Below are 15,195 nucleotides of genomic sequence, written 5' to 3' on the forward strand. Positions count from 1 at the left end.
CCCGGTACACCGTCTCCCCGGTACCCCGTCACCCGTCGCGGGTCAGCGGGTGGTGTGCAGCCCGGTGAATTCCAGGAGGAGTTCGGCCGTCCGCCGCGGTTCCTCCAGGATCGGGGTGTGCCCGGCGCCTGGCAGCATGGCGATCCTGGCGCCCGGTACGACCTCGTAGTCCGCGGCCGACGCGGGGCGCCATCGGCGGTCCTGGTCGCCGAAGATGACCTGGAGCGGCTTGCCCAGGCCCTTCAGCCGCTCGGGGAGCGTTCGTTCGGTCAGGTACGCGGTCGACGCCTGCAACGTGGCGCCAAATGCGTGCAACGGAAGCTCGCGTACCTCGTCGACCAGGTTCTGGGGGATCTCGTAGCCCTCGCGGAACCCGCTGCTCGCGAGCAGCCGGATCTGCTCGTCCGTCGGCGGCCAGTGCGCCGGGTCGATCGCGAAGGAGTCCGGCGCCGTGTACGCGTCCATGCCGGGCCCGGTGTTCACCAGGGCCAGTGCGCTCACGAGTTCGGGACGGCTCTCGACGAGCGCCGTCGCCGAGTAGCCGCCGCTGGAGTGCCCGACGACGATCGCCTGCCGCACCCCGAGCCGGTCGAGCGCCTGGCCGACGGTACGCCCCTGCTCGGCGACGTCGTACCCGGGACCGCCGAGCGGCTTGGCGGAGAGCCCGTGCCCCAGCAGGTCGATCCGGATCACGTGATGCGACGCGGCCAGGAGCGGAACCAGGAGCTCCCACGACGTGGACGAGGCCGCGGAACCGTGGACGAGCAGCAGCGCCGGGGCGTCGCGCGGGCCGTCCTGGCAGATGTGGATGTCGCCGGCGTCCAGGGGCAGGACCGAGCACTCGGTGGCCGCGAGGTGCGGGTTGTCAGAAAGAGTCATGGTCCAAACGTCGCTGCCGGCCGCCGCCCGTGGATTGGACAAATGTTCCCTCGGCGGGCCCCGCGTAGCATCGGATCATGCGGTCCACCGCCAGTGCACACGACGATTCGGCGACGTGGGAGGTCGCCCGTCCGCCGCGGCCCAGTCGGCTCGCCGGTGTCGACATGGCCGGTTTCCACGTGCCCCACGCGCCCGTGGACGGCCTTCGGATGATCCCGCACCCGGCCGTGACGCTGATCGTGGAGTTCGGGGCGGGCGGGTACGTCCTGGACGACGGTTCCGGACGCCGCCATCGGGGCAGCGCCGTCGCCGGGCCTGGCCTGGGTCTCGGCGGCAACGTACGGGCCTGGGGCGAGGACGTCGCATGCGTGCAGGTACGCCTGTCGCCGGTGGTCGCCTGCACCCTCCTCGGCATCTCCCCGGCCGAGCTGACCGGCGCCACCGTGCTGCCGCTCGACGACCTCTGGGGCCGGGAGGCGTCGCGTATCCGGGAGCGGCTGAGCGAGTGCACGTCGTGGGCGGAGCGATTCGCGCTGACGGAGATGCTGCTCGCCCGGCGGGCCGCGGCGCGGACCTGGGTGGACCCTGAAGTGGCGTGGTCCTGGCGCCGCATCAACGCCGAGGCCGGCCTCGTCCGGGTCGAGGACCTGGCGTGCGAACTGGGCTGGAGCCGCAAGCGGTTGTGGTCCCGGTTCAACGCGCAGATCGGAATGCCGCCCAAGCGCGCAGCGAAGCTGGTCCGCTTCGACCGCGCCGCGCACCGCCTGGTCGCCGGCGAGTCCGCGGCCCGGGTCGCCGCGGACGGCGGCTACTTCGACCAGTCCCACCTGCACCGCGACGTCGTGACCTTCACCGGGGCGACCCCGGCGGCCGTCGTCGAAGAGCCGTTCCTGACCGTCGACGACGTCGCGTGGCCGGCAGCGGCACGCGCGACTCCGCGTCACTCCCCGGGGCGGACGAGGCCCGTCTCGTAGGCGTAGACGACCGCCTGCGCCCGGTCCCGTACGCCCAGCTTCATCAGGATGCGGCTGACGTGCGTCTTCACCGTCTGCTCGGCGACGATCAGGTCCCGCGCGATCTCGGAGTTGGACCGGCCGCGCGCGACGAGCGTCAGCACCTCGGTCTCGCGGTCGGTCAGTCCCTCGACGCGTTCGCGCTGCGGTGCCCGGGGCCCGCCCAGGCGGGCGAACTCGGCGATCAGGCGGCGCGTGATGCCCGGCGAGATCAGCGCGTCGCCGGCCGCGACGACCCGGACCGCCTCGGCCAGTTCGCCCGCGGACGCGTCCTTCAGCAGGAACCCGCTGGCGCCGGCCCGCAGTGCCTCGTACACGTAGTCGTCGAGGTCGAAGGTCGTGAGCACCAGCACCTTCGTCGCGCCCGACGCCTCGGTGATGCGGCGGGTGGCCGCCAGGCCGTCGAGGACGGGCATGCGTACGTCCATCAGCACGACATCCGGCCCCAACTCGGCCGCCTGCCGCACCGCCACCTCGCCGTTCTCCGCGGTGCCCACGACCTCGATGTCGGGTTGCGCGCCCAGGAGTACGCCGAACCCCTCCCGCACCATGGCCTGGTCGTCGGCGAGCAGAACGGTGATCATTCGTCCTCCGTGAGGGGCAGCGTCGCGTGCACCGCGAAGCCGCCGTCGGGTTCGGGTGCGGCGGTGAAGGTGCCGCGCAGTGATGTGGCGCGCTCGCGCATGCCGGGCAGTCCGTGTCCGCCGCCGCTGCCCGGCGCGTCCGACGCCGGTGCCGTGGCGCGCGGCCGCTCGTTGCGTACCGCGAGCCGCAACTCGTCCCGGTCGGCGGTGACCGACACGTGGACGGCCGCCCCCGGCGCGTGCTTGAGGGCGTTGCTCACCGCCTCCTGCACGATCCGGTACGCGGCCAGACCGACGGCGGGCGGGAGTTCGTCCGCCGGGGCGGCCACCTCGGCGGTCACCTGCGTTCCGGTGCCGCGGGCGTTCTCGACCAGTTCGGCGATGCGGTCGAGGTCCGGCTGCGGGGCGGTGAGCGGCGCCGCGGACTCCTCCCGGAGCACGCCGAGGATGCTCCGCAGGTCGGCCAGGCCGGCGAGCGCGTTGGTCCGGATGTCCGCGAAGCTCTTGGCCAGCACGGGGTCCGGATCCGGCACCCGGTACGGCGCCGCCTCCGCCTGGATCGCGATCACCGACATGTGGTGCGCGACGACGTCGTGCATCTCCCGCGCGATGCGCTGCCGCTCGGCCAGCACCGCCCGCTCCTCGCGGTGCATCTCCTCGCGCTGTTCGAGCTCGCGCGCGCCGACTCGGCGCAGCCGCACGTTGTAGCCGGCGAGCAGCGCAACCAGCACGAGGATCGCGGCCACGAATCCCGACTGCTGGTCGATGACCCAGGGCGGGGCCACGGTCAGCACCGCCACACCGATGGTGATGTGCCGCTCGCAGCGGACCGCGACCGTGTACAGGATCACCAGCAGCACGATCACGCCGCCCGCGACGTACTGGTCCCCCTGCCAGTTTCGGTCCGCGGTCCACAGCGTCGCCAGGATGGACATGCGCCACGCACCCAACGGGTGCCAGTGCCGCAGTATCAGCGGGACCGACAGCGCCGCCGCCGTCAGGATCAGGAAGTTCGGCGAGTAGTGCGGCACGTTGTCGATCAGGTAGGTCGACGTGGTCGCGAGGATGATCAGCGAGGCCAGCACGTCGACGCCGAGCGCGGCGGTGCGCGAGGAGATCCGGCGGAACGGCCACTTGCCGCGCAGCCCGGGCGGCCAGCCGCGCGGCTCCCAGGGATCGGCCGTGCCGCGCCACAGCGCCGCGACCAGGGGGCGCAACACGCGCGCGACCTGGCTCCTGACGCTGTCTCTGATCTCCCGGACGTGCATCGTCCCACGCTAAGGGCCGCGGCCCGGCCCGGCGTCACACCCGGGTACGCCGGCGGACCCCCTACCCCGGTAGGGGGTCCGCGGCGGGGGCCGGCAACGGGCGCCCGCCCGCGCCGGGATCGTCAGCCGCCGACCGGCGTGAGCCAGTGGGCGTACCGCTCGTCCGTCCCCGTCACCGCCGCCTGGTATGCCGCCTGGATCTTCCCCACGACCGGTCCGACGCCGATCTCGCGGTCGTCCATCTCCCGCACCGGCACGACCTCCGACGCCGTGCCGCACAGGAACAGCTCGTCGGCGGTGTAGAGGTCGCTGCGCAGCAGGTTCTCCACGCGCGTCGCCAGACCGAGGTCCGCCGCGAGGGTCAGCACGGTGTCCATGGTCAGTCCACGCAGGGCCCCGGCGGACGCGGGCGGCGTGTACAGCACCCCGTCCTTCACCGCGAAGACGTTCGCGGCGCTGCACTCGCTGACGTAGCCGTCGGACGAGAGCAGCACGGCCTCGTCGTACCCGGCGGTGACGGCCTCGGTCTTGGCGAGGGTCGCGTTCAGGTATCCGGCGGTCGCCTTCGCCGCGGGCGGCAGGGCGTTGGGGTCGTTGCGGCGCCACGAGCACGTCTTGAGCCGGATGCCGCGCGCCGCGGCCTCCTCGCCGAGGTACGCACCCCACCGCCACGCCGCGATCGAGACGGTGACGGGGGAGTCGGGGCGGATCAGCGGTCCCATGTCGCCGTACCCGAGGTGTGCCAGGTGGCGCAGGTAGCAGGAGTCGAGGCCGTTCGCGCGCACGAGGTCCAGCGTCGCGGTGCGCAGCTCGGCGGTGTCGTACGGGATCCGCATCCCGAGGATCCGGGCGCTCGCGGCCAGCCGCGTCAGGTGTTCGTCGAGCCGGAACACCGCGGGCCCGCGCGGGGTCGGGTAGGTCCGCGTGCCTTCCAGGACCCCCGTGCCGTAGTGCAGTCCGTGCGTCAGCACATGGACCTTCGCGTCCTGCCACGGCACGAGCGCGCCGTCCATCCAGATCCAGTCCGCCTCGGGCAGTGCCACCGTCGCCTCCACGCGTCCGCGTCCGTCGCCTGAAGTGGATCATTCGGTGATAGGCGAACGAGCCACTTGTTCAGTGGCACATTAGAGCCGTTGTCAGTAGTCCACTAGGGGGCTTCCGCAGAATGGGACGCCGCGGAGCCGGGAGTCGCGGCGGATGCGGTCGCCGCGGCGGGCGCAATCGGGTCGGCGAGGCCGGAAACGGCGGCGCGGGTCTTCCCGGCCCCGCCGCCGGCCAGGCCCTCCGCACCCGTGGCGGGCAGCTCGACGACGACGGTGAGCCCGCGTCCGAGCGCCGTCGTCACCCGCACGCTTCCGCCGTGGGCGGCAACTGCCGCCTGGACCACAGCCATGCCCAGCCCGCTGCCCGGCGGCACGCCGGTCGTGCCGGCCGCTCCCTCGTGCGTGGCGCGGAAGAAGCGGTCGAAGATGCGCTCGGCGTCCTCGGCGCGCATTCCGGGGCCCTCGTCGCGGACCCGCAGGATCGCGCGTTCGCCGCGGGCGGTGGTGACCGTCGCCACCGACAACCGCACATCCGCCGACACCGGAGTGTGCACACGCACGTTCGTGAGCAGATTGCCCACGATCTGCCGCACCAGCGACTCGTCCGCGAGGACCGCACACGCGTCGGGAGCGTCCACGCGTACGCACCGCTCCGACTGCTGCGCGCGCAGATCGTCCGCGGCCTCCCGCACCACGCACACCAGGTCCACCGGGCGCGGCCGAAGCTGCGGACGCTGGTCGAGCCGTGCGAGGGCGAGCAGTTCGTCGACCAGCCTGGCCATGCGCTCGGTCTCGGCGCTCATCCGCGTGAGCGCCCGCGTGCGCTCCTCCTCGTCGGCGAGCATGCCCTTCTCGTACAGCTGGAGATAGCCGCGGATCGCCGCGAGCGGCGTGCGCAGTTCATGGGACGCGTCGGCCACGAAGCGCTTGAGGTGCACCGCCGCGTGCTCGCGCGTGTCGAACGCCGTCTCGACCTGCTCCAGCATCGCGTTCAACGCGGTACGCAGCTGCTCGACTTCGCGGAACGTCTTCTTGCGCGGTGCCACGCGCCGCGACAGGTTCGGCCGGTCCGGGTCGCCCTCCGCGATCGCGGAGGCCGTCTCGACCATGTCCTCCAGCGGCCGCAGCCGCCAGCGCGCCCCGAAGTAGATGAACGTGCCGAGCAGCACGACGAGCACGCCGCCGACCACCAGTTCGAGGTGCACGACCTTGAGCACGACGTCCTCGACGTCGCCGCTCGGCTGCGCCAGCACGATGACGTTGCCGTCCGGCAGCCGTGCCGCGGCGGCCCGGTAGTCCTCGCCGCCGAGGGACACGGCGTGCGGTGCCCGCCGCAGCGTCTCCCCGGGTCCGACCCGTGACGTCGCGGCGAGTGCGGTCTGCGCCGGGTCCGCCGCATGGCCGCCGAGCGGCACGATCGCGCCGGTCGGGTCCAGGATGACGAAGACGTTCCCGTGCAGCCCCGCGGACAGCATGCCCTGGCGCAGGAGATCGGTGCTCCCGACGAGCTGCGTGATGGTCGCGGTCGACATCCCCGTCTGCTCGATCCCGTCGCGGCTCATCCGCAGGTCGTCGTCGATCGAGGACGTCAGATAGTGGCGAATGCCCATGACACTGAACGAGATGAGCACGACAAGGCCCATCGCCAGCACCACGATGCTGCTGATCGCGAGCTTCGCCCGCATCGCGACCGTGTGCCCCATCCGGTGGCGGATGCGCCTCATGTCCGTGCGGCCGGGCGCAGCCCGTACCCGACGCCGCGCCGCGTCACGATCAGCGGCGGTTCGTCCGGTGCCAAGGGGTCCAGCTTGCGGCGCAGATAGCTGATGTACGTCTCGACCACCGTCGAGTCCGGGGCGTGCTCGTACCGCCACACCTCGCGCAGCAACTGCTCCTTGGGGACTATGCGGTCCCCGTGCCGCATGAGATGCCGCAGCAGCGCGAACTCCGTCGGGGTCAGATCGGCATCCTGCCCGCCGCGCCGTGCGGTGTACGTCGCCTCGTCCAACTCCAGCCCGCCGTGCCGCAGTACGGGCGGGCGCGGGGCGGGCGGCGCGGCGGGGTCGGCCGCCGGGCGGGTGCGGCGCAGCACCGCACGGGTGCGCGCCACGAGTTCGTCGACGTTGAACGGCTTGGTGATGTAGTCGTCGCCGCCCAGGGTGAGCCCTTTGACGACGTCCGCGGGTGCGTCCCGGGCGGTCAGGAAGACCACCGCGAGTTCGGGGCGCTCCTCGCGCAGCACCCGGCACACCTGGCGGCCGTCGCCGTCGGGCAAGGATATGTCCAGCAGCACGGCGTCCGGGCGTACGCCGCGCGCGAGTTGCAGCGCGGACCGCACCGAGTCCGCGGTCACCACCTCGAACCCGTGGAACCGCAGCGTGATCGCCAGGACGTCCGCGATGCTCGGCTCGTCCTCGACGACCAGGATCGTCGCCCCCGCCTGTGCCCGACTGGTGGTCATTTCCCCAGTATCGGACCGCAGCTTGCGGAACTGCCCGGGAACACCTGTGAGCTTCTTGTGAGTCCGGCCCCGACCCACGAACCGCCGCTGCCGTGCCGCCGAATGTGGGCGCACAAGCACTGCGGAAGGGGAACGACATGGCGGCGTGGGCGCGGTGGTGTCTCAGACACCGATGGGCGGTGGTGCTGCTCTGGGTGGCCGCCCTGTTCGGCACGGTCGGCGCGAGCGTGGTGGCGGGCAGCGCGTACTCGAACGTCTTCAGCCTGCCGGGCACCGGGTCGTCGGACGCGTACGACCGGATGCGTGCGGCCTTCCCGGACCGCTCCGGCGACGTCGACACCATCGTGTGGCAGGTCGACGAGGGACGGACGGTCCACGACCCCGCGGTCCGCGAGCGGATGTCCGCGGCGCTGGCGGACATCTCCCGGATGCCCGACGTGGGCCGTGTGGTGGGTCCGTACGAGCCGGAGGGCGCCGGCCAGGTCAGCGCCGACGGCCGCATCGCGTACGCCCAGGTCACCTTCGTCCTCCAGGTCTACGAACTGGACGAGGCCGACACCGAGAAGGTGATCGACCGGGCCAAGGACGCACGCACCGAGGGACTGCGCGTCGAACTGGGCGGCCAGGCAATCGCCTTCGCCCAGCAGCCGCCGACCGGTCTGGCCGAGGGGGTCGGCGTGCTCGCGGCCGGGGTGATCCTGTTTTTCGCGTTCGGATCGCTGTTCGCGATGCTTCTGCCCCTGCTCAACGGCATCTTCGCGGTCGGCACCGGCTTCGCCGGGATCATGCTGCTCAGCCATGTCGTCGACATCCCGGATGTCGCCTCGCTGCTGGGCAGCCTGATCGGCCTCGGCGTCGCGATCGACTACGCGCTGTTCATCGTCACGCGGCACCGCAACGGGCTCAAGGCGGGCCTCACTCCGGAGGAAGCCGCGGTCCGGGCGCTCGACACGTCGGGCCGCGCGGTGCTGTTCGCTGGCGGCACCGTGTGTGTCGCGCTGCTGTCGCTCTTCGCGGTGGACATCGACTTCCTGAACGGCATCGCGATCGCCACCACGCTGATCGTGCTGCTGAGCGTGCTCGCGGCGGCCACCCTGCTCCCTGCGATGTTGGGTCTGCTCGGGCCCCGCACCCTCAGCCGCCGTGAACGCCGGGCCCTGGCGGCCGCTTCCGGCGACGAGAGGGCCCAACTCGGCGACGACGAGGCAGGCCGCGGCGCGGTGCGCTGGGCCTCGTGGGTGCAACGCCGTCCGCGCCTGCTGGGCGCCGTCGCGATCGCCGTGATGGCGGCTCTGGCGATTCCGGTGTTCGGGCTGCGACTGGGTGCCAACGACCAGGGGAACCAGCGGCCTTCGCAGACGGTGCGGCAGGCGTACGACCTGTTGGCGGAGGGTTTCGGCCCCGGCTTCAACGGCCCGCTGCTGATGGTGGCGGAACTCGGTGGCGAGCGGGACCGACAGGCACTGGACACCCTGGTCGAGGAGGTACGCCGCACTCCCGGCGTGGTCCGCGCCGTCGAAATGCCGGTGCCCGCCGACCTGTCCGGCCTGGCGGCGTCGACCCGTGTGATCGAGGTCGTGCCGACGACGTCGCCGCAGGCCAAGGCGACCGACAAGCTGATCGACCGGCTGCGCGACCACACCGTGCCGAACGCGGCGGCGGGCAGCACACTCAAGGTGCACATCGGCGGGGACACCGCGGTGCAGAAGGACTTCGCGGCGGTGATCGGCGACCGCCTGCCGGCCTTCATCGCGCTGATCATCGGACTCGGCGCGCTGCTGATGCTGGTGGCGTTCCGCAGCCTGCTGGTGCCGCTGACCTCCGCCGTCATGAACCTCCTCGCGGCGGGCGCGTCGTTCGGCCTGCTGGTGATGGTCTTCCAGTGGGGCTGGGGCATGGACCTGCTGGGCCTCGGCAAGGAAGGGCCGATCGTGTCCTTCCTGCCGGTGATCATGCTGCCGCTGCTGTTCGGGCTGTCCATGGACTACCAGGTGTTCCTGGTCAGCCGCATGCACGAGGAGTGGGTGCACACGAAGGACAACTCCCGTGCGGTGCGCGCCGGTCAGGCCGCAACGGGACGCGTCATCAACTGCGCGGCGCTCATCATGATCTGCGTCTTCAGCTCGTTCGTCCTGAGCGGCGACCGCGAGGGCATGATGGCGGGGCTCGGACTCGCCGGTGCGGTGGCGCTCGACGCGTTCCTGCTCCGCATGGTGCTGGTTCCGGCGGTCATGCACCTGTTCGGCAAGGCCAATTGGTGGCTGCCGCAGTGGCTCGACAAGCGTCTGCCGCACCTGGCCGTCGACCCGCCGGACAAGCCGCTGGCGTCGCCGCTGCCGGAACCGGTCGGTGCCGGGGAGCGCTGACGGCTTCCACCGAAGGGCGCGACGGCGCGGCCGAGCGGAAGCAGGACGGCACTACCGCCGTGAGCGGTGCTCCGCCCACGCGGTGGCGAGCATTTCGACGCCTTCCGCGAGGACCGGTTCCGGCCAGCCGAAGCTGAGCCGGATCCGGTCCGCGGCAGCGGTGCCGCCCGGCGGCCCGAACACCGCTCCCGGCGACACGGCCACGCCGTGCCGCCGGGCGGTGTCGGCGAAGGCCTCACCGTCCGCGCCCGGGAGACGTACCCACAACGACATCCCGCCCGCGGGCAAAGACCAGGACCATTCCGGCAGTTGCCCGGCCAGCAGGTCGGCCAGGTGGTCTCGGCGTACGCGCAGGTCCCGCCGCCAGGCGTCGCGCCGCCCGGCGGCGCCCGGATCGGCGAGGAGCGCGACGGCCAACCGCTGGTCGAGCGCCGAAGTGGCCAGGTCGGTACGCCTCTTCGCCTGCACGAACCGCGCGAACACCGGTTCGTGGGCGGCGATCCAGCCCACCCGCAGGCCGCCCCACATCGTCTTGGACAACGAGCCCAGGCACACCGTGTGGTCGGGAGCGTAGGCCGCCGCCGACGGCACGGGCGGCGGCGGTCCGTCGGTGAGCACCAGGTCGGCCAGCGAGCGGTCCTCGACCAGGAGCGTGTCGGCCTCCCGGGCGACCGAGGCCAACGCGCGCACGCGCCGGTCCGCGGCCACGGCACCCGTCGGGTTGTGCACGGGCATGGTGAACGCGAAGGCCGGGCGGTGCCGTTCCACGGCCTCGGCGAAAGCGTCGGGCGACCATCCGTACCGGTCCCCGGGCACGATCACCGGCACGCCGCCGAAGCGCTCGACCGCGGCGAGCAGTCCGGGGTACGTCACCTGCTCCACCAGGACCCGGTCGCCCGGTGCGAGCAGCGTGTCGGCGGTCAGGTGCAGCGCCTGCTGCGCGCCCGCGACGACGAGCACCCGGTCGGGGCCGTAGCCGGGCGGCGCGGGGTGCTCGGCGAGCAGCTCGCGGAGCCGGGTCTCGCCGAGCAGGCCGTATCCGTCGGCCGGGTGCACGTCGAGCAGGTCCTCGACGGTCAGGTCGAGGCGCGGCAGCAGCGACGCGTCGGGCACCACCGACTTGGCGAGGTCGACGACGACCGTGCCCTCGCGGATCCAGCGGCTGAAGATCGGCTCCGGGGTGTCGGCCGAGGGGTCGCGGCGCGACGCGGAGCCGGTATGCGGGTCGGCCCCGGGGCCGGTGCCGGTGTCAGGGGCGCCATCGGGGCCGGACCCGGGTGGCGGCGGCGGGTCCACGGCCGCGACCGGGCGTACGTACGTCCCACTGCCGTGCCGCCGTTCGACGAGCCCGTCCGCCGCAAGTTGGTCCAGCGCCGAGGCGACCGTGCCCCGGCTCATGCCGAGTGCCGCGCCGAGCGCACGCTCGGAGGGCAGCCGGGTCTCCGCCAGGAGATCGCCCGAACGGACCAGCGACGCCAGCGCGTCGGCCAGCCGCTCGCCGCGCGACCGGCGCTCGTTGCGGCGGGGCCGACGCAGCCGCTCGCCGACGAGCATGGCGAACCGTTCGACGTCCACGCCTGCCACTCCTTCTCCGGTGCCGTCGCACGTCGGGCGCGACGGGTCCAGTCTGTGGCAAGCGGGCCGGGTCGACGCGCGCCGGGTGGCCGGGCACGCGGTCGGCGGAGGTCGGTCGGGCCGGCCCGGTTCCGGGTCAGCGTGCGCCGGGCGGCAGGTCCGGCCCCGGGTCCGGCCGGTCCTCGGTGCCGTCGCTGACGTCCACGAAGAAGCCGGTCATCTGCACGGGTTCGCCGGACGCGTCGAGCGTCACCTCGCCCACCACGGCGACGGTGCGCACGCTTCCGTCGGCGAGCAGGAGGCGGTGCCGCGAGGTGAAGGGCTCGCCGCCGACCCGGGCTGCCGAGGAGACCTCGGGCCGCGGCTCGGCCACTTCCTCGGCCACTCCCTCGGCCGTGACGTCGTCCGGATGGCGCAGGCCGAGGTCCCCCTCCGTGGAACTCGCCGGGTGACCCGAGGTGTCGGGTGCGTGCGGCCGCAAGGCACAGGGCTTGGGGGAGCCGCCGGGGCCGGCGCGCTCGCACTCGGTCGTACCCGCAAGCCCCTGCAACGCCGCGAGCGTGCGGGCCAGGCGTCGCGGACCAGGCAGGATCCGGAAGAGAGGGCCGAGGACCAGATCGGTGCTGGGCCGCACACTGCCCGGCGCGAGGCCGAGGATGCGGTAGGTCTCGGGAGACCACCACCAGGCGTCCGTACGCAGGTTCCAGGTGTACGAGCCGGTCGCCGTCCCGGCGTCGGCGTCCAGGGCCGGCAGCACGCGGCGCGGCACCGGCAGGATATCGGTGAGCCCGGTGACCTCCAGGAGGCGCACCACGCGCGGTCCGGCGGCCAGTACGTCGAGGCCACCGCCCGCGTCCTGGGCCTGGCGGCGCACCCGTAACAGCATGTGGATGCCGCTGGAGTCCATGAACTCGACGGATCCGAGGTCGACCTCGATCCGTACGCGCCCGTCCGCGATCTGCCGGACCATCAGGTCCTCGATGCGCGGTCCGCTGTCCATGTCGATCTCACCGCCCACGTGCACACGTGCGCGGTCGGGTGCGGGGACCGTGACCCGCACCCTGAACAGGGGCGGATTGGCGCCCGTGGTCACCAGGGGCCTCCTCAGGTGTGTACCGGTGCTTTCTCGTGCCGGGCGGCGCGCGCCGAAGGCGGTCGGCACGCACGGGCGGGTCGGGCGGGTGGGTCGGGACGGACAGACCTGTGGCGGCAGGGCTCGGTGACGGGCCTGATGCTACGCCTGATCAGGGCCGCACAGATGTAGTTCGCACACGGTTCCTCGCTCGTTCCCGGGGAGTTCGGCCGATATCGCCGCTCCCGGCCCGGTCGGGCACCTCCTTTCTGAGGGAAATATGTCATCAAACAGGTCGTCATCCGTGAAAAAGCACCGCAATCGGGCAATGATTCCTCTTCGGGGCTTCCTTGAGCCCCGACGGCCGACACACGCCGGGGCACCGACACCCGCTCCCGGACGTCCGCCGTCCTGGCTCCTGCGGGGAGGTCGCACTTGTCCGTGCAACACCGTGAACCCCGTTTCGGGGTGATGCGCACCAAACCGGTGGACGCGATCCTGGCGGAGAGCGGCCACGGCGGCGTGGACGGCGCCGAAGGCACCGGGCTGAAGCGGACGATGGGCCTCCTCACGCTGACCTTCTTCAGCGTCGGCGCCACCCTCGGCACCGGCATCTTCGTGGTGCTCAGCGAGGCCGTGCCCAAGGCCGGCCCGGCCGTCATGCTGTCGTTCGTGCTCGCGGCGGTCACCGCCCTGTTCTCGGCCCTCTCGTACGCCGAACTCGCCGGGACCATCCCGGTCTCCGGCTCCTCCTACTCCTACGCGTACGCCACCCTCGGCGAGGGCATCGCCTGGGTCTGCGGCTGGTGCCTCCTCCTCGAGTACGGCGTGTCGATCTCCGCCGTCGCGGTCGGCTGGGGCCAGTACGTCAACGAACTGCTCGACTCCGCCTTCGGGGTGAGCCTCCCGGCCGCCATCGCCAACCCGCCGGGCGAGAGCGGCGGCGTCATCAACATCCCGGCCGTCGTGGTCGTGGCCCTCGCCACCATCCTCCTGGTGCGCGGCGTGTCGGAGAGCGCCAAGGCCAACACCGTCATGGTCTTCATCAAGCTGCTGACCCTGGCCTTCTTCTGCGCGATCGCCTTCACCGCGTTCGAGGACGGCAACCTCAGCCCGTTCGCGCCGCTCGGCATCGCGGGCATCAGCGCGGGCGCGTCGCAGGTGTTCTTCTCCTACATCGGCTTCGACGCCGCGTCCACGGCCGGTGAGGAGGCCAAGAACCCGCGCCGCGACCTGCCGCTGGCGATCCTCTTCTCCCTGCTCATCGTGACGATCGTGTACGTCTTGGTCGCCCTCGCGGCGCTCGGGGCCATGCCCTGGGGCGAGTTCGAGGACGCCGAGGCCACCCTCGCGAGGATCGTGAGCGACGTCACCGGCAGCTCGTGGGCCGCGACCGTCCTCTCGGCGGGCGCGATCATCTCCATCGCGAGCGTCGTGCTGACCGTGCTCTACGGCCAGACCCGCATCCTGTTCGCGATGTCCCGCGACGGCCTTATCCCGCCGGTCTTCGCCAAGATCGACCGCCGCACCCAGACCCCGGTCGCCAACACCCTGATCACCGGCCTCTTCGTGGCGGTCATCGCGGCGATCTTCCCGTTGAAATACCTCGCGGAAGCGACCAGCATCGGCACGCTGTTCGCGTTCGCCATCGTGAACGTCGGCGTCATCGTGCTCCGCCGCACGCGGCCCGACCTGCCGCGCAGCTTCCGCACGCCGCTCTTCCCGCTCACCCCGATCGCGGGCGTCGGCTTCTGCGCCTACTTGATCTCCGAACTCGACTCCAAGACCTGGGCGGTCTTCGCCGGCTGGCTCGCCGTCGGACTGCTGGTCTACTGGCTCTACGGCTACCGGCACTCCCGATGGCGCGACCAGACCTGGGAGGCGGGCCCGGACGGGGTACGGGAGCCACGGCGGTGAGCGGGGCGACAATCGATGCGACGAGCGGCGAGACGAGCGGCGAGACGAGCGAGGCGGTGAGCGGCGCGATGAGCGGTGCGACGCGGGACCCTTCGGTGCCGAGCATCGTGGTCGGCTGCATGCCCGACGACCGCGGCGACGACGCGGTCGCCCTCGCCGGCGTCCTGGCCCGGCAACTGGGCTGGGGCGTCACGCTGGCGTACGTGCAGCCCGAGTCGTGGCCCGGCACCCCCGTCGGTGCGGTGGACGCCGAATGGGCGGCCTTCCTGCGCGCGGAAGCGGACCAGATCCTCGACGGCGCCTTGCGCCGCCTCCAGGTCGTCGCCCCGGACGTGCCCTACCGGCGGACCGTGCACGCGCACCGCGGCAGCGGCCGCGGCCTCGGCGAACTGGCCGAACTCCGGGGCGCCGCCATGGTCGTCGTCGGTTCCGCACCCGAAGGCCACCACGGGCGGGTCGCGGTCGGCAGCACCGCGGACCAACTCCTGCACGGATCCCCGGTCCCCGTCGCGCTGGCGCCGTGGGGCTACTCGGCCGCGGTGCCGGAACGGCTGTCGCGTACGACCCTGGCCTTCCACCGCTCCGCACGCTCCGCGGCCACCCTGATGTGCGGGACGCTGCTGAGCACGCGCCTGGGCACCCGGCTGCGGCTGCTGACCGTGCTCGCCCGCCCGAAGCGGTTCTTCGGCGGCCTGCAGCATGCGGGCGTCGAGGAACAGATGTTCCAGGTCGCCCGCGACCAGATGCTCACGGACCTGGACGACGCCGCCAAGAGCCTGGGGCCGCGCGTCGCCGCCGAAGTCGAACTCGCGGAAGGCGACGACATCCCGTCGGCCCTGAGCGGCGCCGACTGGGCCGATGAACTCCTGGTCTGCTCGGTCAGCGACGCCGGGCCCCTGACCCGGGTGTTCGTCGGCGACGTGTCGTCCAAGATCATCCGCTCGGCCGGGGTCCCGGTCGTGGTGTTTCCGCGAGGGGCCCGCCTGGACGTCTGGCGGTGACGTACACCGCACGCGT

Annotated in this window: 12 protein-coding genes; 4 read left to right on the plus strand and 8 right to left on the minus strand. The window is 72.5% G+C overall.

Annotated elements, in window-relative coordinates:
• Nucleotides 1-42: 42 nt before the first annotated feature.
• Complete coding sequence (locus tag AB0C36_RS08575) at nucleotides 43-879, minus strand: alpha/beta fold hydrolase (protein ID WP_358351200.1); 837 nt, start codon at nucleotides 877-879, stop codon at nucleotides 43-45.
• Between the two features lie 77 nt (nucleotides 880-956).
• On the opposite strand from AB0C36_RS08575, the gene AB0C36_RS08580 reads away from it, so the two are divergent.
• The gene (locus AB0C36_RS08580; protein WP_358351203.1) at nucleotides 957-1,853 is read left to right on the plus strand and encodes a helix-turn-helix domain-containing protein; all 897 of its coding nucleotides are present in this window, start codon (nucleotides 957-959) and stop codon (nucleotides 1,851-1,853) included.
• Here the strand turns inward: AB0C36_RS08580 and AB0C36_RS08585 are convergent.
• From AB0C36_RS08585 to AB0C36_RS08605, 5 genes are all read right to left on the minus strand, one after another.
• Nucleotides 1,820-2,476 carry a response regulator gene (locus AB0C36_RS08585; protein WP_358351206.1) on the minus strand — a complete coding sequence of 219 codons (657 nt, stop codon included), beginning with the start codon at nucleotides 2,474-2,476 and terminating at the stop codon, nucleotides 1,820-1,822. The two genes, AB0C36_RS08580 and AB0C36_RS08585, sit on opposite strands and share 34 nt — an antisense overlap.
• Nucleotides 2,473-3,744, minus strand: a complete 1,272-nt coding sequence (locus AB0C36_RS08590; protein WP_358351208.1) for a sensor histidine kinase — start codon at nucleotides 3,742-3,744, stop codon at nucleotides 2,473-2,475. The genes AB0C36_RS08585 and AB0C36_RS08590 overlap by 4 nt, the downstream gene beginning before the upstream one ends.
• A gap of 122 nt (nucleotides 3,745-3,866) precedes the next feature.
• A complete protein-coding gene (locus AB0C36_RS08595; RefSeq protein WP_358351211.1) occupies nucleotides 3,867-4,787 on the minus strand; it encodes a branched-chain amino acid transaminase in 921 nt (306 codons plus the stop codon).
• Between the two features lie 104 nt (nucleotides 4,788-4,891).
• A complete protein-coding gene (locus AB0C36_RS08600) occupies nucleotides 4,892-6,490 on the minus strand; it encodes a sensor histidine kinase (protein WP_358351214.1) in 1,599 nt (532 codons plus the stop codon).
• A 17-nt stretch (nucleotides 6,491-6,507) separates the two neighbouring features.
• Nucleotides 6,508-7,248, minus strand: a complete 741-nt coding sequence (locus AB0C36_RS08605; protein WP_358351216.1) for a response regulator transcription factor — start codon at nucleotides 7,246-7,248, stop codon at nucleotides 6,508-6,510.
• Nucleotides 7,249-7,385: 137 nt separating this feature from the next.
• Between AB0C36_RS08605 and AB0C36_RS08610 the strand changes: the two genes are divergently transcribed.
• Complete coding sequence (locus AB0C36_RS08610) at nucleotides 7,386-9,614, plus strand: MMPL family transporter (RefSeq protein ID WP_358351219.1); 2,229 nt, start codon at nucleotides 7,386-7,388, stop codon at nucleotides 9,612-9,614.
• A gap of 51 nt (nucleotides 9,615-9,665) precedes the next feature.
• Here the strand turns inward: AB0C36_RS08610 and AB0C36_RS08615 are convergent, their stop codons facing one another.
• A complete protein-coding gene (locus tag AB0C36_RS08615; RefSeq protein ID WP_358351222.1) occupies nucleotides 9,666-11,189 on the minus strand; it encodes an aminotransferase-like domain-containing protein in 1,524 nt (507 codons plus the stop codon).
• 136 nt (nucleotides 11,190-11,325) lie between these two features.
• Nucleotides 11,326-12,282, minus strand: coding sequence for an anti-sigma factor antagonist (locus tag AB0C36_RS08620; protein ID WP_358351224.1), 957 nt, complete (start codon nucleotides 12,280-12,282; stop codon nucleotides 11,326-11,328).
• A 450-nt stretch (nucleotides 12,283-12,732) separates the two neighbouring features.
• Between AB0C36_RS08620 and AB0C36_RS08625 the strand changes: the two genes are divergently transcribed.
• Together AB0C36_RS08625 and AB0C36_RS08630 are read left to right on the plus strand one after the other, a co-directional pair.
• Nucleotides 12,733-14,178, plus strand: a complete 1,446-nt coding sequence (locus AB0C36_RS08625) for an amino acid permease (protein ID WP_358351227.1) — start codon at nucleotides 12,733-12,735, stop codon at nucleotides 14,176-14,178.
• Nucleotides 14,175-15,179, plus strand: coding sequence for a universal stress protein (locus AB0C36_RS08630; RefSeq protein ID WP_358351230.1), 1,005 nt, complete (start codon nucleotides 14,175-14,177; stop codon nucleotides 15,177-15,179). The genes AB0C36_RS08625 and AB0C36_RS08630 overlap by 4 nt, the downstream gene beginning before the upstream one ends.
• Nucleotides 15,180-15,195: the final 16 nt, after the last annotated feature.

The sequence above is a fragment of the Streptodolium elevatio genome (assembly GCF_040649515.1).
GTDB classification, from domain to species: domain Bacteria; phylum Actinomycetota; class Actinomycetes; order Streptomycetales; family Streptomycetaceae; genus Yinghuangia; species Yinghuangia elevatio.

Bases quoted from the DNA above. Each gene is read 5' to 3' on its own strand.
- AB0C36_RS08575 (WP_358351200.1), bottom strand. From the start codon at position 879: ATGACTCTTTCTGACAACCCGCACCTCGCGGCCACCGAGTGCTCGGTC.
- AB0C36_RS08580 (WP_358351203.1), top strand. From the start codon at position 957: ATGCGGTCCACCGCCAGTGCACACGACGATTCGGCGACGTGGGAGGTC.
- AB0C36_RS08600 (WP_358351214.1), bottom strand. From the start codon at position 6,490: ATGGGGCACACGGTCGCGATGCGGGCGAAGCTCGCGATCAGCAGCATC.
- AB0C36_RS08610 (WP_358351219.1), top strand. From the start codon at position 7,386: ATGGCGGCGTGGGCGCGGTGGTGTCTCAGACACCGATGGGCGGTGGTG.
- AB0C36_RS08590 (WP_358351208.1), bottom strand. From the start codon at position 3,744: ATGCACGTCCGGGAGATCAGAGACAGCGTCAGGAGCCAGGTCGCGCGC.
- AB0C36_RS08585 (WP_358351206.1), bottom strand. From the start codon at position 2,476: ATGATCACCGTTCTGCTCGCCGACGACCAGGCCATGGTGCGGGAGGGG.
- AB0C36_RS08625 (WP_358351227.1), top strand. From the start codon at position 12,733: ATGCGCACCAAACCGGTGGACGCGATCCTGGCGGAGAGCGGCCACGGC.
- AB0C36_RS08605 (WP_358351216.1), bottom strand. From the start codon at position 7,248: ATGACCACCAGTCGGGCACAGGCGGGGGCGACGATCCTGGTCGTCGAG.